12 protein-coding genes and 1 pseudogene are annotated in these 19,001 nt (G+C 45.6%); 7 read left to right on the forward strand and 6 right to left on the reverse strand.

Annotation, left to right across the window (positions count from 1 at the left end):
* The first annotated feature begins 204 nt into the window (after window positions 1–204).
* Genes mukF through mukB form a run of 3 tightly spaced genes read left to right on the forward strand, consistent with a single transcriptional unit; the run spans window position 205 to window position 6,815 of the window.
* The gene (gene mukF / locus ACK8OT_RS01555) at window positions 205–1,563 is read left to right on the forward strand and encodes a chromosome partition protein MukF (protein ID WP_410194742.1); all 1,359 of its coding nucleotides are present in this window, start codon (window positions 205–207) and stop codon (window positions 1,561–1,563) included.
* Between the two features lie 57 nt (window positions 1,564–1,620).
* Complete coding sequence (gene mukE / locus ACK8OT_RS01560) at window positions 1,621–2,349, forward strand: chromosome partition protein MukE (protein ID WP_410194743.1); 729 nt, start codon at window positions 1,621–1,623, stop codon at window positions 2,347–2,349.
* A gap of 2 nt (window positions 2,350–2,351) precedes the next feature.
* Window positions 2,352–6,815, forward strand: a complete 4,464-nt coding sequence (mukB, locus tag ACK8OT_RS01565) for a chromosome partition protein MukB (protein WP_410194744.1) — start codon at window positions 2,352–2,354, stop codon at window positions 6,813–6,815.
* Between the two features lie 152 nt (window positions 6,816–6,967).
* Here the strand turns inward: mukB and ACK8OT_RS01570 are convergent, their stop codons facing one another.
* From ACK8OT_RS01570 to ACK8OT_RS01580, 3 genes are all read right to left on the reverse strand, one after another.
* Window positions 6,968–8,188 (reverse strand): protein kinase domain-containing protein, encoded by a 1,221-nt coding sequence (locus ACK8OT_RS01570; RefSeq protein ID WP_410194745.1) that lies wholly within the window; start codon window positions 8,186–8,188, stop codon window positions 6,968–6,970.
* Complete coding sequence (locus tag ACK8OT_RS01575) at window positions 8,185–8,820, reverse strand: SEC-C metal-binding domain-containing protein (protein WP_410194746.1); 636 nt, start codon at window positions 8,818–8,820, stop codon at window positions 8,185–8,187. Before ACK8OT_RS01575 ends, ACK8OT_RS01570 begins: the two co-directional genes overlap by 4 nt.
* A gap of 136 nt (window positions 8,821–8,956) precedes the next feature.
* Window positions 8,957–9,715 (reverse strand): transporter substrate-binding domain-containing protein, encoded by a 759-nt coding sequence (locus ACK8OT_RS01580; RefSeq protein ID WP_410194747.1) that lies wholly within the window; start codon window positions 9,713–9,715, stop codon window positions 8,957–8,959.
* A gap of 251 nt (window positions 9,716–9,966) precedes the next feature.
* Here ACK8OT_RS01580 and ACK8OT_RS01585 point away from each other — a divergent pair, with 251 nt between their 5' ends.
* Window positions 9,967–11,607: a methyl-accepting chemotaxis protein gene (locus tag ACK8OT_RS01585; protein ID WP_410194748.1), complete on the forward strand. Its 1,641-nt coding sequence runs from the start codon at window positions 9,967–9,969 to the stop codon at window positions 11,605–11,607.
* Window positions 11,608–11,662: 55 nt separating this feature from the next.
* Here ACK8OT_RS01585 and ACK8OT_RS01590 read toward each other — a convergent pair.
* Both ACK8OT_RS01590 and ACK8OT_RS01595 read right to left on the reverse strand, forming a co-directional pair.
* Window positions 11,663–11,938: pseudogene (locus tag ACK8OT_RS01590) on the reverse strand (fatty acid cis/trans isomerase); the annotation flags it as partial.
* A 149-nt stretch (window positions 11,939–12,087) separates the two neighbouring features.
* A complete protein-coding gene (locus ACK8OT_RS01595) occupies window positions 12,088–12,705 on the reverse strand; it encodes an SEC-C metal-binding domain-containing protein (protein ID WP_410194749.1) in 618 nt (205 codons plus the stop codon).
* A gap of 150 nt (window positions 12,706–12,855) precedes the next feature.
* On the opposite strand from ACK8OT_RS01595, the gene ACK8OT_RS01600 reads away from it, so the two are divergent.
* On the forward strand, window positions 12,856–13,293 hold the full coding sequence (locus tag ACK8OT_RS01600) for a GNAT family N-acetyltransferase (protein WP_410194750.1): 438 nt from the start codon (window positions 12,856–12,858) through the stop codon (window positions 13,291–13,293).
* A 300-nt stretch (window positions 13,294–13,593) separates the two neighbouring features.
* Here the strand turns inward: ACK8OT_RS01600 and ACK8OT_RS01605 are convergent, their stop codons facing one another.
* Complete coding sequence (locus ACK8OT_RS01605; RefSeq protein ID WP_410194751.1) at window positions 13,594–15,957, reverse strand: fatty acid cis/trans isomerase; 2,364 nt, start codon at window positions 15,955–15,957, stop codon at window positions 13,594–13,596.
* 314 nt (window positions 15,958–16,271) lie between these two features.
* Here ACK8OT_RS01605 and ushA point away from each other — a divergent pair, with 314 nt between their 5' ends.
* Both ushA and ACK8OT_RS01615 read left to right on the forward strand, forming a co-directional pair.
* Entirely contained in the window at window positions 16,272–18,029 is a 1,758-nt protein-coding gene (gene ushA / locus ACK8OT_RS01610) for a bifunctional UDP-sugar hydrolase/5'-nucleotidase UshA (RefSeq protein ID WP_410194752.1), read from the forward strand.
* A 156-nt stretch (window positions 18,030–18,185) separates the two neighbouring features.
* On the forward strand, window positions 18,186–18,944 hold the full coding sequence (locus tag ACK8OT_RS01615) for a substrate-binding periplasmic protein (RefSeq protein ID WP_410194753.1): 759 nt from the start codon (window positions 18,186–18,188) through the stop codon (window positions 18,942–18,944).
* Window positions 18,945–19,001: the final 57 nt, after the last annotated feature.

Here is a 19,001-nt window from a genome sequence, read left to right on the forward strand (position 1 = left end):
TAGCCACTTTTTGAGCAAAAACACAGCAATCTCTCCGTTTGCGAAATTGCGCAAATTTTACCAGTTTTCAGGGCGCTTGGCTTGTGCCAGAATAGCCAGCTATTTTTAGCCGCCTTTGACATAAAAATTTGATGTTAACGTCGCGTATAATCGTGGCTACAAAGGCATAAAACCAAATTCACTTCAGTGATGTGTAGGACTTAGATGGCCATAAAAAACACCACAGATGCACAAAAAAACCTGCCGGAGTTAGTGGGCTGGGTTAAACAAGAAGGGTTTAACCTTAATTTGTCGCCTGACCGACTTGCCTTTCTGATTGCGGTTGCGGTCATTGCAGAGCAAGAAGTTGGTGCAGAGTTAACCGAGGCACAACTGCACGATGCGTTTCGTTTGGTCAGCGATATTTTCTCTCAAGTTGATGAAACCCAAACAGAGCGCGCCAATAACGCGATCAATGATTTTTGTCGTCAGCAGTTATTTAACCGTTTTGGTGCCGACACGGTGGATACGGCCAGTTTATACCGTCTAACCCCGTTAGCTTTGGGTATAGTGAACTTTTACGCGCAGCAAAAAACTTACTCAAATGTGAAATTATCAATTTTGTTGACCCAAGTGGCGGCAGAAATTGAGAAGGTGTACCAAGCGGCGCAAGCCGGTGGTGACGAAGGTTACTGGGATGAAGCGGTTTATAGCGTATTAAAATACTCGGTTGAGGATATTTTTGAGCGCATCGACTTAACCCAGCGTGCCATGGATAGCCAGCAGCAAACGGCCAAAGACGATATCGCTAAGTTATTGCATCAAAACTGGAGTCAAGCCATCAGTGCGTGTGAGCAGCTGCTGGCCGAAACCAGTAGTCATCTGCGCGAGCTGCAAGATACCTTGACCTCGGCGGGTGATAAATTACAAGCGGGATTACTTAACATCCAAGAAACCGTACACGGTAACGCAGAGCATGAGCACATCGCGACCTTGGTGTTTAACCTACAAGCGCGCCTTGATGGCATTATCGCGTGGGGACAACAATCCATCGATTTGTGGACGCGCTATGACCGCCATGTGCATAAGTTTATCCGTACGGCCATCGACATGGATAAAAACCGTGCCTTTAGTCAACGCTTGCGCGAATCGGTACAAAACTTCGGTGAGCATAACTGGCATTTAGTCATAGCCGATGAAGCCAAGTTACTTGAATTAAGAGATGAAACCTTAAGCTTTCGCGATGAAAACGTCACCGGTGACGTGCCGCAAGAGATGGAATATCACGATCTGGTTGATATTCAAAATGAAGTGGCGGCCAGAGTTGAAAGTTATCTCGCCGAATTTAAACAAAACCAACGGCCGCTAGAATTGGCAACGGTATTGCGCGAATTTTTGGCCGATTACCCGAGCGTGCAGCACTTTGACATTGCCCGTTTAGTGATAGATGAAGCCTGTAAGCTAGGCCTTGCTAGCGCGGAAATTAAATTTAGCGGGCAACAAGCGCCATGGCGACCCATCAACGAAACCGGGGCTAAGGTGCAAGCCCATAACATTGACACCTATGACAGCCAGCCCCACTAAGCTCGGCGCGATTTACATTTTTACTTTTTGCCCCTTATCGGCAGGAGTTAGCAAAACATGCAAATAACTGACTTAAACGACAGTAACGACCATTACCTTTCAGTGGAATTAGCCCGTGCCGTGGCCAATCCGCTGTTTCCACAAATTGATGCGCAATTGCGCAGTGGCCGCCATATTAGCAGCGATGATTTTCAGGCTCATTCTTACTTGGCCGATGCTTATGATGCTCTTGATCAATTTTATCGCCGTTATCAGGTTGAGCTGATCAAAGCGCCGGAAGGCTTTTTCTACTTAAGGCCAAAATCCAATGCGCTATTGGGTCGCAGCATGTTATCTGAATTAGACATGCTGGTGGGTAAAGTATTGTGTTACATGTATTTAAGTCCAGAGCGCTTAGCCAATGAAGGGGTGTTTACCTTAATTGAATTATTGGAAGAGTTAAGTAACCTCGCCGATGAAACCCAGCTACTGCGCATGGTGAATCAGCGCAGTGGTGGCTCGGATTTAGATAAGCAAAAGTTAAAAGAACGCGTAAAAGGTTGTTTACGTCGTTTTCGCCGCCTTGGCATGTTGACCTTAATTGGCGGTGTCGACAAATTTACCTTAAACGAAGCCGTGTTTCGTTTTGGCGCCGATGTGCGCACCGATGAAGACCCAAGAGAAGTGCAAATGCGCTTAATTCGTGACGGTGAAGCGATTGTCCACGATGATGATCTACCCACCGATGAAAAGCTGCAACAAAACGACGACGAAGATACTGAAGAACAACTAGGGCTAGAGGTGTAACCATGGCAAATCGCGGCAAATTTATTTCCTTAACCATGGTCAACTGGAATGGTTTTTTCGCCAGAACCTTCGAATTGGATCAACTGGTCACTACCTTATCGGGCGGTAACGGCGCAGGTAAATCCACCACCATGGCGGCGTTTATCACCGCTATGATCCCAGACCAAACGCTATTGCATTTTCGTAACACCACGGAAGCGGGTAGCTCGAATGCGTCACGTGACAAAGGCTTGTACGGTAAGTTAAAAGCAGGTCCTTGTTATAGCTTATTACAGGTTAGAAACTCCTACGATCAACTGATTTGGTTAGGGGTTCACCTTGAGCAAATTGCTGGACGCGACAAAAAAGTAAACATCACCCCGTTTGCCTTAACGGATCTGCCGGAAGACGTGAAACCGACCGAGCTGTTATTGGAAACCTTAACTCAGGGTCAGTCACGGGTGCGCCAATTTAGCGAGATCCGTGCGGCAGCGGCAGAATTTGGCGGCGTACGAGTAACTAAGTACAACTCCATCACCGAATATCACAACTTTATGTTTGATATGGGCGTGATCCCGAAAAAAATGCGCGACCAAAAAGATCGCAGCAAGCTATATCGCCTAATTGAAGCGTCTTTATACGGCGGTATTTCAAGCACTATCACGCGCTCATTACGTGACTATTTATTACCTGAAAACAGCGGTATACGTAAAGCCTTCCAAGACATGGAAGCGGCAATCAAAGAAAACCGTCACACCCTAGAGCGGATCAAGCAAACCCAGTCTGATCGTGATTTGTTTAAAAACCTGATCACAGAAACCACGCATTATGTGGCGGCGGAATACGTGCGTTTAGGCAGTCAGCGTCAAGCTTATTCAGAGCAAGCATTGGCGCAGCGTACTAAGTTGCAAGGCACGCAAAAGCTGCTTAAAGAAGAGCAGGGGCGTATTGTTTACTTACAACATGAGTTAGACAAATTAACCCAGCGCGAAGGCATGCTAGAACAAGAGTTAGAGCTGGCCAGCGACATGCTGCAAAAAGTGCTGCAAGCCGTTACGCTGCAAACCAAGATCACTCAGTACCAAGGTGAAATCGACATCACCTTGGCGCAATTGGAAGAGCAGCAAGAAAAACTCGAACAAGCAAACATCTTGTTCCTTGAAACCGAAACCGCCAAGCTGGCCGCCGAAGCCGAAGTGGATTCACTGAAAACCCAATTAAGTGACTATCAACAAGCGCTGGATATTCAGCAAACCCGTGCCATTCAATACAAGCAAGCGGTGGCTGCGCTTGAGCAAGCAAAAATCAGCGCCGAGGCGCCCGACTTAGTGCCTGAGCTAGCGGCGGATAAATTAGCCTTGTTTAAGGCCGAACAAGAAGAGCTGACCCATCAAGTGCTGGCGGCTAAACATAGTCTAGAAATGGCCAATGCCGCGCTGGAAAAATTTGAAAAAGCACTCGGGTTTTTAAGCCAAATCGAGCCTGTGGCCTCGCGCCAGCAAGCCCATGGCCAAGCCAAACAAGTATTGCTACAAGAACAATGCTACTTAGGCGTGGTGCAGCGCAAAAATGAGATTGAGCGCAGCTTGCAAGATGCCCAGCGCCAACATCAGCAGCAGCAACAGTTAAATAACTGGCTAGCCGATTATGCAGGCCAAACCAATGTGACCCTGAGTCAAGGCGAGCAAGTGGCCGAGCAGCAAGAATTGGCACTGGTTGAGCAAGAAACCCTAGCGGCGCAGCAAGCCGAGTTGGCCGATGTGCTGGCTACCAACAAAGAAAAACTGGCGTCACTTAATGCTAGCAATCAGCGTTTAACTCAATTTGCACCTAAATGGCTGGTGGCACAGGCCGAAAAAGAAAAGCTAGAGCAAGCCTCTGAGCAAAGCCTAGACGATGCCAGCAGTGTTAGCGCTGCGATGCAACACACCTTGCAACAAGAGCAAGCACTCAAGCAACGCAAAGAGCAGCTCAACCAAGAGAAAACCCAATTAGAGCAGCAAATTCGCCGCTTACAAAATGCCGGCGGTGAAACCGACGAAACCTTGGGCAGCATAGCGCTGGATTTAGGCGGGGTCTTACTCAGTGATGTGTATGATGATATTACGCTGGAAGAAGCGCCTTACTTCTCCGCCCTTTATGGTCCGGCGCGCTATGGCGTAGTGGTGCGAGATCTTGATGCTGCCATTGAAAAGCTGGCCACCATCAGCGATTGCCCAGAAGACTTATACCTAATTCAAGGCGATCCCGATGCCTTTGATGAAGCCTTATTTAATGCCACCGAGTTAGGCGATGCCGTGTTGGTACGTGAAGGGGCACGTCAAGTACGTTACTCACCGCTACCCAAAACGCCATTATTTGGCCGCGCCGCTCGTGAAGCGCGTATTGCCGAGCTAGATAAAGCCCGTGACGGCTTAATTGAAGAATTTGGTTCGGTATCGTTTGAGCAGCAAAAGAAATTACGCCTGTATAATCACTTTAATGACTTTATTGCCGCGCACTTGTCTGTGGTATTTGAAAGCGATCCACAAGCGCAATTGGCTGAAAATAAACAAGCCATTAAACACATTGAGCAACAAACCCAAACCGCGCAGCAGCAGCAAGGTCAATTGCAGCAAAGCCTAAAAGCCCTTAAGCAGCAGCTACAACTGCTGGATAAAATTGAGCCGTTAGCTTACTTGATTGGTGATACCAGCATCGCCACCCGCCTTGAGCAGGCGCAGCTTGCCGCGACCGAGTTAAAACAAGCTAATCAGTTTTTGGCGCAGCATAAGGCGGCTTTGGCGGGACTGGCTAAAGAAGTGGATTACTTGCAATACGATCCACAAGATATTGATTTACTTAAAGCAGCTCTTGAGCAAGTGGAAGCGCAATTAACCGCGAAAAAACGTCAATGTTACGATTTAGAGCAGGTGCAAGCGCGTTTAGCCCACTTTGGCTATGCCGATGCCCAAGCGTTACTGGATCAAACCAGCCAAATCAACGATGAGCTGAAAGCCAAATTGGTGTTGGCCGAAAAGGCGCGCGTCCAAGCCCAAGCGCAAGAAAAACAATGTCGTGAGCGCTTAAACCAAGAGCAACAAACCCAAGTTGCTCTTAATGCTGGCCTGCAAGCTAAGCAGCAAACCTTGCAAGAGCTTAATACCGAGCTGGCGGCCTTGGGCGTGGTGCTAAGCCATGACAGTGAAGCCAAGGCGAAAGCGCATAAAGAGCAGATCCAAACGGATTTGGTGGAAACGCGCGGTAAACGCAACAGCACCAACTCGCACCTTAAGGTCACCGAGAAAGAAGTGGCGACCTTGGCTACGAGCGAAAAAGCCGTTAAGCAAAGCTATCAACAAGCGCGCGCTGCGCTAGTGAAGCAAAAAGCGGGCTGGAGCCTAGTAAACGCCATCGCGCAAACTAACGATGTGGCCCGACGCCTTGATCGCGCAGAATTAAAGTACTTGGATGCCGATGAGCTTAAATCTATGTCGGATAAAGCCTTAGGTACGCTTCGTGCGGCGGTGGCTCACGATGAAGAGTTGCGTGATGCGCTGCGCTTCTCCGAAGATAATCGTCAGCCTGAGCGCAAGGTGATGTTCTATGTCGCTGTGTATCAATACCTGAAGCAGCGTATTCGCCATGACATTATTCGCAGCGATGATCCGGTTGAAGCCATCGAAGAAATGGAAATTGAATTAGCCCGCCTAACGGACGAGCTAAAACAACGCGAATCGCATCTATCGATTTCGGCGCATGAGGTGGCCAGTAAAATTCACAACACCATTCGCCGCGAGCAAAACCGTATTCGCGCTCTAAACCAAGGCCTACAAAGTGTGGCCTTTGGTCAAGTGGCGGGCGTGCGCTTAAATGTGTCGCTGCGTGAAGCTTATTCTACCTTACTCAACGCATTAGCAGAGCAAGGCTCACAGCACCAAGACTTGTTTGGTAATAACGAGCTCAGCTTCTCTGAAGCTATGGCCAAGCTATTCCAACGCCTTAACCCGCATATCGACCAAGGCGAGCGTAGCCATCAGGTATTGGGTGAAGCCTTGTTGGATTACCGCAACTACCTCGAAATGCAAATTGAGGTTTGCCGCGGAACCGAAGGCTGGCTGCGCGCTGAAAGTGGCGCGCTATCAACCGGTGAAGCCATAGGTACAGGTCAAGCCATCTTGTTGATGGTATTGCACTCTTGGGAAGAAGAATCTCGCCGTTTCCGCGCCCGTGATATTCTGCCTTGTCGCTTGTTATTCCTTGATGAGGCGGCGCGCCTTGATGCTCGCTCAATTGCAACCTTGTTTGAATTGTGTGAGCGCCAAGATATGCAATTGATCATTGCGGCACCGGAAAACATCAGCCCAGAAAACGGCACTACCTATAAGCTGATCCGTAAAACCCACGGTAAAAATGAACACGTACACGTGGTGGGATTACGCGGCTTTGGTTATGGCAAAGCCGACGCGCAGGAAAATGAGCAAAGCGTGATCCCTGTACTGATCTAATTTGCGTATTTTCTTCTCAATTAAGGGCGAGGTAATGTTTCATTAGCTCGCCTTTTTTCATCTTTGATAAGGGCGCTTGGTTTTCCCGCCTCTTTATCTGCGTTATTTCAACGGCTAACGATTGATCTAGAGGGGGGGATGAATTCGCTTGATTATCCGTTTTTTAGTAAGTGCTCGCCTATCCAAGTTGCTCCTGAGATGAAAAGCACAAATATCATGATATTGACTAATATGATTGTTAACCAAGAGACATGCGGAAAGTAAGGCCCCTGTTGTATGGCCGGGTTAACATTTGTGGTACTCGTTACAATCGCTGACGTTTTGATGTGGACACGAGGCTTGCTGCGATTAATTTTGAGCGACTGTATACGTATCTGAGCTTGTCGAGCTTGGTTAAGTTGGCACCAAGGACATCGATTCCCCCAGTATTCGTGTTCAGTATTTTCCGTGCAAATACGATAGCTCATCGCGTGTTTGGTTAATAACTTTTCCCACTGTTTCGCATCTAATCTATCTGTGCTGATTAAGCTTTGCGCGAATGCAGCGGTCAGCTCGTCAGGGAAATCATGATGTACACTCCAAGGTGATGGGTTTATCAGTGGATGTTTGTCTAGGTGGTATGCAAATAACCCTTCAGCAATTCGAGCTTGGTTGTCTGTGGGTAATTGGACGCCTTGCGCTGGTACACCTTGAAATGGATGAATGCCATTGTTTATTAATTGAAAAATGATGACTGCAAGGGCAAATAGATCTTGCTTTAAATCAAGCTGATCTGGACCTGTGTTTTGGCTAAAGGCTTCTGGTGCAATATAGCCAGCAGTAAATTGGTGAGCAGGGAAGAACTGATGACGACTTGAAATAGCAAAGCCATCGCAATCGAGAACAGTGATAGCCCCCGTCTCTTTGTTTAACGTTAAGTTAATCGGCTTTAAATCGATAATGTAATGCCCAGCTTGATGTAAGCTGGCGACACGGTTGGCTAAACTGATGGCGGCTTTTAGGCGCAGTGATGGTTGGTGGCTTAATTTTAAATGTTGTCGAAGCTTGAAGGTCAGGATATTTTCTAGTTCGGTATGCTGCTGCATATTGATTAAAGGCATAGCATAACCAAGAAAGGAGCCTTTGCTATTGGCCACCACAGCGATTGGCCAAGCAAAATCCGCTTTAGTGTCTTGTTGAGGCGAATGCTTAATCATTTGCCAAATTTTTTGTTGCCTCGTCTCGTCCTTGTTTGCATCGTGATAGAGTTTGACTGCAAGTTGCTTTCCTTTGCAGATGAAAATAGCGCCATCGGCACCTTGGCTAATGGGCTTATCATTTAAGTGGATCGGCTCTTGTTTGCCCGTTAGATAATGTAATGAATATTCTGTCATCGGATTGTGTCTAAGTAGGATGGGGTAAAATAGGCTTCGTTAATAAAACTAATTAATCCAATAACTTGTATTATCCCCCCTGCATAGCCGTAGATAAGAGCGCCAATATGTCCCTTGATATTGAAGGCTAAAATAATGTTAGTTATCCAAACAAGAGCGAATAGGGCGAGCATGATTTCTTCAGTGATATACGTGGTCCGTAAGATAGGCACTACATACAAGGATGGCGCAGCTATCAACATCAATATACAAGTGCAGATAACCCTTTTTTCTTTAGTTCGACCGAAGGTGCCGTTAAGTAACACACTGATATAGCCTAAAGCTAGAAAGGAGATGACTGGGAGCATTGGAATAACTAATATGTACTGAATTAAATAGATGCTTTTGAGGTCGTAGAAAAGGGTTAAATAAGTCAGGGCAATGCCAGCTTGAATCCAAAACGACAGGATTAACCAAAGCCAAATGCTTACAAAATCTAGCAACCATTTGATCCCATCTAAAATTTTTCGTATCACAAAAGAGGTGGGGTAACTAAATGCAGTATGTAAATTTAAACCTGTACCTGTTGGTATAAGCTTATGGCAATCTTGGTAGGTTTTATTTGAGCCACACCAGCAGCGATATCCTTTCATTAACCATCCACTAAGAGCATTACATGGCAGCATTGGATGTTATTATCACAAAATAATCAAGTTCAAATAAAGCTTGTGTGATCTCAGCTTGAAATCACAATCAGGCTAATACCAACGCGCAACCGGTTTCAATCGATTACTCATCCTTCATCAGCTCCTGAAATAACAAGTCTTCATATTTCACTTTGAAGCTAACATGGTAGCGATTGTAATCTCGAATAATTTGCTTACCCAGACTCGCTTTTTTTGAAATACCGATAAACATTTCACCCGGCGGCTCAGGCAGGGGAAGCAACTTAATCTCATCCTGCATTCCCATCTTGATCCCTTGGCTTAGGGTTGATATCTGGTTTAATCCGTAGACGGCATCGATCCTGCCCCGTTTCAATTTCAGTAAGTTCAGCTCTAACCAATTTTGCTGGCTTAAGTATTCGATTTTGAGTTGATCTTGATGGGCTTTCATAAAAGGGGAAAGCTCAACTCCGGCAATAAAACCCACTTGATAGTTTTTGATGTCGGCGATGGATTTAATTTCAGTTAAGGGGTTTGATTTTTTAACAATCAAAACGGGTTGCGGACGGTAATAAGGATACTTGGGGAAATAGAACAAGGGCTCTTTTTCCGATTCTTGCATCAATGGCATGCCGTCAATGTTAGCTTCTTCTATGTAATGCAATAACCGCATATACGGCATTGGCCCAATCCATTCCACCTCGTAGCCCATTTGCGTGAAGATCTGATTAACAAAGTTAACGCTGGCACCTTGGGCGGCCCCTTGACTATCAGAATACATATGGGGAGGCAGATTGAAATAACCCATTTTGACTGTGGCAGCCATGGCTTGACTGCCTAGTAGTACAAAGATGGTTAAGAGAAATGGATAAAGCTTGTTCATGGCCACCTTTTCCTATGCAGCTGTTACCACAAGTATGGCAGGGTTTGCCTGTTGGGCACATTTATCGAATTAAATAGCTAAATAAATGATTTTATTATTAGCGATGATTTAGTTAATTCATTGATTATGTGTTCTATCTTCCTCAATCTTGTGGTTGGGGATAGCAATCTTGAACACGATATAAGGTGATCTAGCTCACTTTAATTTTCTTGCCTATACTTTGCAAATCTTGTCACTCTGGGACTGAAACGATGCAAATGTTTTATAACTTTTCAATCGCCACTAAACTTTACATTCTGATTTTAGTTGCATCCATAGGCCTCATTGCCTCGGCAACGGTCGCCACGCTGGGTTTAAAACAATCCATGCTTGAGCAACGCAAACATGGGATCAAGGCGTCGGTTGATTCAGTTATGGGGGTATTTGAGAAGTACCACACGAGGGAGCAAAATGGTGACTTTGACCGCAAGGAAGCCATGGCACGGGCCTTAAATCAGCTGACCTTACTGGATTATGAACCCGATGGCTATTACTTCGCGTATGACAAAAATTATACCTTACTGGCTTCATTACCGGGATCTTCATCTATAGGTAAAAACGTCAGTGATATTAAAGATGCGAACGGTATGCTGGTGTATCAAGAAATGCTTAAAGCGGCGACCAGCAGTCCAAGTCGTTTTTTAAGTTATTATTTTCCAAAAGTGTCAGGTGGAGAGCCCCTTGAAAAATTATCGTACGCAACGGAATTTAAACCTTGGGGGGTGATAGTCGGTACTGGGGTGTATTTGGATGATCTTGAACAAAAGTTTTATGACAGCGTGATCACCGAAGCCATTACTTTTTTAATTTGTTTGAGTGTGTTGGTGACGGTCGCTGTACTCACGATCAAAAGCATAGTGCAACCCGTTAAAGCCATGGAAGCGGCGATGCAAAAGGCGGCATCGGGTGATATTTCAAGCCTAGTCGAAATTAACTCCAAGGATGAGCTAGGCCAAATGGCACGTCAATTTAACATTATGCTTGGCCATTTAAATGCCATGGTATCGACGCTGGGGAACTCATCTTCTGAACTGCATCAAACGGCAAAATCGCTATCATCCCTGGCGGTTAAAACGGATTCAGGTGTTCAAGAGCAAGCGCGTGAGCTTGAAAGTGTGGCCAGTGCGATTGAGCAAATGACTTGTGCTATCCGAGATATTGAAACGCAAACCGTTACCGCTTCTCATACTACCCATGAGTTTCGAACTACAGTGCAAGAGTCCAGTGAATTGGTTAATTCATGTATTAGCTCCATAAACAGTGTTGCAAAACAAGTAGATGAAACGGTTACGGCGATTAATGCCCTAGAGCAAGGCACGACTCAAATTGGGGAAGTGTTGAACGTGATATCGGGTATTTCAGAGCAAACCAACTTGCTCGCATTAAATGCTGCGATCGAAGCTGCTCGGGCTGGTGAAGCGGGCCGAGGGTTTGCTGTGGTGGCTGATGAGGTGAGAAATTTGGCTTACAGCACCCAAAACTCCACCAAAGAAATTCAGACAATGATAGATAATTTACAAAAACTCACGGTTGCGGCGGTTAATGCCATGGAACAAGGCAAGCAGAAAACAAGACAAACGGTCGATATCGCAAAAGAAACCGGGGAAAACCTGAGCAAAATTGTTGAGATGGTTGACCGGGTGAATCAAATGAATGCCCAGATCGCAACCTCAACAACGGAGCAAGCGGCGGTGGCGGAAGACGTAGGGCAAAGTGTAGTTAAAATTCATGATATATCTCAAGATACCTATGAAGGCAGCAAAATCACCTTAGAAAACAGCCAAAATGTGCAATTGCTCGCCGATAAGGTGCAGCAACGGCTTGCCGAGTTTAAGGTAGCCAAAAACCGTTAACGGGTCTTGGCTCGTTATTTATTGTGGTTCGTTAGTAGGTTTGATTTTTGGCCTGCTAACGGTTTTCAAGCCGATTGTAATCCAGTAATCCAGCTTTAATTGGCGCATCTCGCTGCATCTGCGCTAATACGCTATCACTAAACCGCCAAAACTGGAGATTGGAGCGCCTGACACCAAATTGAGCAAACCATAGACTGTAATCCGCTGGCGAGCATATCGACATTAACCTTGTCACCAAATCGGGCAACGGGCTAGTGTCCGCTTGGATAAACACATTGAGATAATCCCCAATCACGCCTGGAGCTAGGGTTAAGGTATCTTCTTCGGGTAAACGATTACTGCTTTTAAAAGTACCTGCGGGTGATGGCTTAAAGCCAAATGTTGCCTATCCCTGACTCATCGGCGTATTGTTTAAGCTTATGAGCCCTTGCTCTCCCGATAAAAAATGTAATCTGTATTTTTTCATCTGCTGGTGCCTAACTAAGAACGCATAAAGTAAGAAACGTAGATTAAGTTTGTGATGCCGAGAAGCTGAAATAGTGCCCCAGCATATCCATAGATAAGGGCAGTGATATGACGTTTGATATTAAATGCAATAATTATGTTGCTGATAACAAATGTTAAGACTAAAAAAAGTCCAAATCCTTGAGATAAATCGGTTTGAAGAAAGAAAAATGGTAAAAAAAATGACAGCGAGGTTAATACTGACAGAGCGCAAGTGCATATCACCCTTTTTTCCTTCGTTCGACCAAAAGTGCCATTGAGCAATACGCATAAATAAAATAACCCTAGGAAAGTGTATAGGGGGCTGAGAATCATAACTAATAGATATCCCAAAAAATAATCCCATGCAAGGTCATAGAAAAGGGTCAAATAAAGAAAAGCGACACTAAATTGCAGCCAAATGGATAAGATAAGCCAAAACGGGTGCTCGATGGCATTAAAAAACCATTTGATCCCGTCTAAGATTTTTCGAATCACCCAAGAGGTGGGATAGCTAAATGGGGTGTGAAGATTCAAACCTATGCCATCAGGTATCTGCTTATGGCAATCTTCATAGACTTTATTAGAGCCGCACCAGCAGCGGTATCCCTTCATTTTATTGTGCTCATTGTAGATAAGGTGAGAAGGGGCTTATTGGACATTATCAATCAAAAATAATCAAGTTTACATCAAGTCATTGTGATCGTTACGCGTTTAACTTACCGCAGAGGTCGAAAAAATGCTTACCCCTAAAGAACAAGCCTTATGAAACAGTTCAGTATGATCAAGCCCGTCGACGTTAACGATGCCGATGTCGTTGCCTTGTCAAAGCAGTGCTTTGCCGAGCTACGCCAGATATACACGCCAACACAGCAAGCCAAGCAGAATAGAACGGCTACCGCGAGGGAATGGACTTGTTTTGGTTATTATAAGAATGATCGCTTAGTTGGAGTAATTGAAACTCAGTGTCTGAATAGTGAAATTCATATCCGTGGTTTAGCTGTTGCTACGGATTGTCGACGTCAGGGCATTGCCAGAAGCTTAGTTGATTTCGTTACTCGTTATTATGCGGATGCTCGCTTTGCTAGCTTATGGTGCGTCGAGCAAACCGGTAACACAGCCGTATTCCAAGCTCTTAGATTTAGGCCAGTGCAACGGATTGAATCTGAGCTTTTTACTTTAGTTAATGTCACTAACACATAAACCAACGAACAAATCAAGGCACAAGAAGTGCAGCTCGCCTTAGCACTTTGAAGTCATATTAATCCAACCCCGTGGGAGACGAGCTTGCTCGACGAATTCTGGTGAGAAAGTGTGTTATGACTGCTTATTCGCGGTTTAAAAACCGCTCCTTGAGAGCAACCCCACTGAGAACCCTCCCGCTTTATATGAACATCTGTGGGAGACGAGCTTGCTCGGCGAATTTTGGTAAGAAAGTGTGTTATGACTGCTTATTCGCGGTTTAAAAACCGCTCCCATAGAGGCCTCAGTCACAACAAGCACTTAACGATTCTCCAGTCGGTTGTAATCAAGTAAGCCCGCCCCGATAGGATCATCTAGGTATATTTGTGCTAACACGCGGTCGCTAAAGCGCCAAAAGCGTGGGTCTGAGCGCCTAACACCAAACTGATCCAGCCATTGGCTGTAATCATTAGGTGACGAGATGGCCAGTAATTGATCAACTAAAGTCGATAGTTGCTCGGTATCAGCTTGAATAAACACATTGGGATAATCCCCAACGACGCCGCGCACCACGGTGAGTGTATCTTCTGCGGGTAAACGGTTGTTATTGTCACGTAGGAGACTTGACATGTTGCTGTAGGCTGAATTTTTTAGCAAGGTGTATAAGCGGGTTTCGCTGTCTTGACGCACTGCCAGCACGGTCACTTCGGCGAGCTGATTCACGGCCATGCTGGGATTTTGTTGTAATTGCGATAATGCGTTTACTTCGGTTAACGGTGCATCTTCTTGCGCTAATTGATATGGATTTTGCAGAGCGCCTTTAAGGTGCTGCTGGAGTAAACCATAAAGCTCTAACTTCGGATCTTGAGTGTGATAAACAATCCCTGTCGGGGTGTTGAATTGGCTTTGTTCGCTGTTGATGTAGTTACGGATATCACGTCCGGCGTTGCGATACCAAAAGTCGCGCTCACTTTTACGTGCTTCAGGTGGCAGCAGCGCAAGGAAGTTAAACTCGCTTTCTAAGCGTAAAAAGTCCATGTATAAGCGAGTATTTAGCTGGTGGCCGATGTTGCCATAGATATCAAAGCCGGCGACTAAAAGGTAGTGGATCCGCTCAAGAATAGGATAATCAATCAACCACGCTGTTTTTGGTGGCTGACCCACTAAGCCCTTGACCACGGATGCATTATCAAAGTGGCGAAACACGGTTAAGGCGGCATTTGGGTTGGTATGTTCGCCGTCCCAGACCAAGTTTAAATCTAAATGATTACCGCCAGCAAAAGCATGCTCTAAGGCTTGTTGCTTAGCTTTAAGGTATTTCTTTTGTGCGCTAGAGTAACTAAGCCAATCGCTGATAATAGTTGCGTTGCTGGCAGATTCTGAGGGGATCCTGAGGTGATCTTTTTGCTGCGCCAAAAAGGCACTTAAACCTTCACTTTGTTCCCAATCCCCCTCAGAAAAGAACACCCAAAAATGATCGTTAATCACATTAAGTGCCATTTGACCACGGCAAACCGGCCCCTTAATGAATGCCATAATGGTGTTTTGTGCCGTCATTCTCATAAAGTGATAGCGCGCTGCCACCGGCAATTGCTCAAAAGCAATAAATGGGTTTGCTGCAACCTGTGGGGTGTAATCGGGCAATTGGGTCACACGATAATCGGTGCGATAAAACAAATTATTTAGCTGCTCCATTCGCTCATCGGATAGAGCGTAGGGCATGTGGGTTTTGGCGAGGATAGTTTCTCGCTCTTGCTGCAAGCGATAGTAAACCCGTTTTACTTTCGGATCATCATAGGGACGCAAGGTGCTGATACGTTTAATGGCTTGGCCGGGCGGCGTGGCAGATCGCACTAAGCTGAAAAACAGCGGCGTTTCAGCTTCTTTGCTGAGCTCTGCAAAATACAAATGAGATAAATACAAATGCTCAAAAATGTAACGAGATACCAATTGAGATTTTAGTGAATCGCGATTTAACCAGTTCTCCCATTGTTCTATTTGCTTAAGAACATCCAAGGAAAATGGCTTAACGGGAGCCATTTTCGCCCCGCCTTTTAGCCAGTCGGTTAAGGTTTGCATTTCACTTGGTTGAATAGCGGGTAAACCATAGGGCATACCGGCTAACGGGTTGTTGCGAGCAAAGGATTGATAATCTTCGATGGCGCTGCATTCTTGATTGCGATCCAGTGAAAAATCAAACGCATCGGCATGCTCACGGGTATCGACTAAAGGATGCTGCTGCTTTAATGCCAATGCTTGATAAATCAGACTGGCTTGCAAATTTACCGACTCGTCCTGTCGATGTTCATTTAAGACAGGATAAAAGCCCATTTCTCGCCATTGCGCTGTGGTGTTGGCATCTTCATATAACCGCGTTGGCTGCGCAGCTAACAACCGCGTACCACTGAACACTTTTGCTTTGGTCATGCCCCTGTCTATGGCTTCGGGTGAGGTTAACTTGAGCTGACAAGGCGCGTCGTAACAGCCGTGACACACCACGCAGCGCTGATTAAGCAAAGGTTGAACTTGTTGATGAAACAGATCTGCTTCGGGAGAAGCGTTTGCAACCCAGCGCTCTTGTACCGAGCTCGGCCCATATAAGTGTGCAAAGTGGCTTTTAGCAAAACTTGAGCAACCAGTAATGAATAAGGTGATAACAAACGCAAACAGCACACGATTATGCATAAGGATTCCTCAAAGGGCTTGAGCCAGAGCCCTAAGTATGAATTTAACTCACTCAAATTAAAATAAAGATTCAATGTTGTTGGCTAAATGGCGGTTATAGACGTCACTTTTTAACCAACTTGTTAGGTTAATACATATGTAATTGATGCTGATTTTTTAAGAAAGTGTGAACAAACGTATAAAAACTGTCACATATGGACGGCATAGTAGCGCGGTGTTCGTCGCTGTTGTAGTGAAAGCTGCTGTTTTGGTAGCGCACTTTGAGGGCGAGTTGGCATAGCAACAGAATATTACTACTACAAGGAATTTTAAGTATGTCGTTCAATTTTAAACATGGGCTTGTGGCTAGCGCACTACTGTTAGCATTAACTGGGTGCAACAGTGATAACAATTCAACTGACTCATCAAAAGGCGAGACGCCGGTTGTTGTGGCACCCAATACCTGTGATGGAGTGCCTTGTACAAAATTTACTATTTTGCATACCAATGATAACCATGGCCGTTTTTGGCATAACAACAACGGTGAGTACGGTATGGCAGCGCGTAAAGCGTTAATTGATCGCTTGCGCAGCGAGATCGAAGCGGATGGTAGCTACTCGCTATTACTTTCAGGCGGTGACATCAATACCGGTGTGCCTGAATCAGATTTATTGGACGCGAAGCCGGACTTTATTGGCATGAACGCCATTGGTTATGATGCGATGGCGGTGGGTAACCACGAATTTGATAACCCACTTTCGGTGCTGGATATGCAGCGTGAGCTGGCTGAATTCCCAATGTTAGCCGCTAACATCTACAAAGCCGACGGTACACGTTATTTTGAACCTTACCAAGTATTTGAAGTAAATGGTTTAAAAGTGGCGGTGATTGGCTTAACTACCAAAGACACTGCAAAAATTGGTAATCCAGAATTTATCAGCGAGTTAACCTTTACCGATCCACAAACTGAAATTGCTAAGGTGATTGCCGAAATAAAAGCGGCTAATGCTGCCGATCTTATTTTTGCAGCCACGCACATGGGACATTATGTGAATGGTCAATTCGGCAGCAATGCGCCGGGCGATGTATCACTTGCCCGTTCACTTGAGCCAGGCTTACTCAACGGTATTATTGGCGGCCATTCACAAAACCCTGTGTGTATGGAGCCAGGCTCTGATGATTACGCTGACTTTAAGCCAGGCGGTGCTTGTGCCCCAGATCAGCAAAATGGTGCATACATAATGCAAGCCCACGAATGGGGTAAGTATGTTGGCCGTGCCGATTTTGAAGTAATTGAAGGCCAGCTGAAATTAGCTCGTTACGAGCTGATCCCGGTTAACCTGAAAAAAGACCTGACTGACGCAAGTGGTGAGGTAGTACGTGATCCATCGGGTAACAAAGTAAAAGTGTTTATCGGTGATGAAATTACCCCAGATGCTGAATTACAAGAAACATTGCAACAGTTCCAAAATGAAGGCCAAGAAAAGCTTAATGAAGTGATTGCAACGACCGATGCGCTGTTAGATGGTGAGCGTGCCAATGTTCGCTTTATGCAAACGAACCTAGGTCGATTGATTGCCACAGCACAAGCACAACAAGTTAATGCTGACATCGGTGTAATGAACTCAGGTGGTGTACGTGCATCAATTGAAGCGGGCAACATTTCTTATCGCGACGTATTAACAGTGCAGCCATTTGGTAACACCATTACGCTTAGCACCATGACGGGTGCGCAAATCAGTGATTACTTGGGCGTGGTTGCGAGCATGCAGCGCGATTCGGGTGCTTATGCACAAATCGTTGGCGTTAAAATGAGTGTTGACTGTGTGGCGAAAACCGTCGATATCAGCGAAATCAATGGTAAAACCTACAGTGAAACCGATACCTACACCTTTAGCGTACCTAGTTACAATGCTGCCGGTGGTGATGGCTACCCTGAGCTAAATCCAGTGCAAAGTGGTTATGTAGACGCCGATGTACTTTATTCTTACTTCAAGAACAAAGGCACGATTGCGGCGTCTGATTATGCACCAACGGGTGACATTGTTTACCTAAACTCTGACAGCCCTATGGGTTGTACCGTGGCGCAATAAGTAAATCTATCAAGGCAATTGCAGGAAAGCTGTGATTGCCTTGATTATTGAGTCAATTTTTCAGCCTTTTTTTACCAACCTCAGCTATCTCTCCACTCAGCACCTATAATCACAGTGATTGCATTAAACATTCAAGCAACTCAAGGGTGAGGGTGTATGTTAAGGTCAACTCTGCTGGTTTCAGCGCTCTTATTTAGCCTGTCAAGTTGGGCTAAAACGCCTGACTATACCGTGATGACAGAAGATTTCTTCCCATTTGGTTATTACAATAATCAAGGTGAACTGGTTGGAGTAGCGGTCGAGATTGTCGAGCAAATAATGCCTAGCTTAGATATTTCGCGAGATATTCGCGTATTACCTTGGGCGAGAGCGGTAAGAGATTTAGACTCGCACGCCGATCATGTTTTATTTGCCATGGCGCGAACGCCTGCCCGAGAAGACAAATACCAATGGGTTGGCCCTATCTTGACCGATCGCGTGGTATTGTTTAAACGCCGCAGTGATGAAACTCAATACGATACCCTAGATCAAGCCAAAGCGGCGAGCTCAATTACCGTTACCCGCGATTACCCCGAGCATCAATTTTTAGTTTCACAAGGCTTTGATAATCTTAAAGTGGTGACATCCCCCGATATGATGGTGAGCTTTTTAATGGCTCAGCGCACCCCACTGATTGTTGGCGGCGGTGCTGTGGTGGCGGACATGGCCAAGCATGCCGGTTTTAACCCCTATCATATCCAAATGACAAACATAGAGCTGTTTAGCGTGGATCTCTATATTGCCATGTCAAAAGGAACCCCCGAGCGCGAAGTGAAGCGCTGGCAACAAGCGTTAGATGAGTTTAAGGCTAAGCCAGACTATCGCTCCTTATTGGTTAAATATTTTTTCTTACCTGAGGAAGCACCAAGCGAATAGAGCCCTGTCAACGAGTCTTGCATTCAGGCTTGTGCTTAAAAATGCGGCGGGGCAAAA

Origin of the sequence: Motilimonas thetidivivens (assembly GCF_046452435.1) — a bacterium.
In the GTDB taxonomy this organism is placed as follows: Bacteria; Pseudomonadota; Gammaproteobacteria; order Enterobacterales; family CBDFNC01; genus Motilimonas.

Bases quoted from the DNA above. Each gene is read 5' to 3' on its own strand.
- mukF (WP_410194742.1), top strand. From the start codon at position 205: ATGGCCATAAAAAACACCACAGATGCACAAAAAAACCTGCCGGAGTTA.
- mukE (WP_410194743.1), top strand. From the start codon at position 1,621: ATGCAAATAACTGACTTAAACGACAGTAACGACCATTACCTTTCAGTG.
- mukB (WP_410194744.1), top strand. From the start codon at position 2,352: ATGGCAAATCGCGGCAAATTTATTTCCTTAACCATGGTCAACTGGAAT.
- ACK8OT_RS01570 (WP_410194745.1), bottom strand. From the start codon at position 8,188: ATGACAGAATATTCATTACATTATCTAACGGGCAAACAAGAGCCGATC.
- ACK8OT_RS01575 (WP_410194746.1), bottom strand. From the start codon at position 8,820: ATGAAAGGATATCGCTGCTGGTGTGGCTCAAATAAAACCTACCAAGAT.
- ACK8OT_RS01580 (WP_410194747.1), bottom strand. From the start codon at position 9,715: ATGAACAAGCTTTATCCATTTCTCTTAACCATCTTTGTACTACTAGGC.
- ACK8OT_RS01585 (WP_410194748.1), top strand. From the start codon at position 9,967: ATGCAAATGTTTTATAACTTTTCAATCGCCACTAAACTTTACATTCTG.
- ACK8OT_RS01595 (WP_410194749.1), bottom strand. From the start codon at position 12,705: ATGAAGGGATACCGCTGCTGGTGCGGCTCTAATAAAGTCTATGAAGAT.
- ACK8OT_RS01600 (WP_410194750.1), top strand. From the start codon at position 12,856: ATGAAACAGTTCAGTATGATCAAGCCCGTCGACGTTAACGATGCCGAT.
- ACK8OT_RS01605 (WP_410194751.1), bottom strand. From the start codon at position 15,957: ATGCATAATCGTGTGCTGTTTGCGTTTGTTATCACCTTATTCATTACT.
- ushA (WP_410194752.1), top strand. From the start codon at position 16,272: ATGTCGTTCAATTTTAAACATGGGCTTGTGGCTAGCGCACTACTGTTA.
- ACK8OT_RS01615 (WP_410194753.1), top strand. From the start codon at position 18,186: ATGTTAAGGTCAACTCTGCTGGTTTCAGCGCTCTTATTTAGCCTGTCA.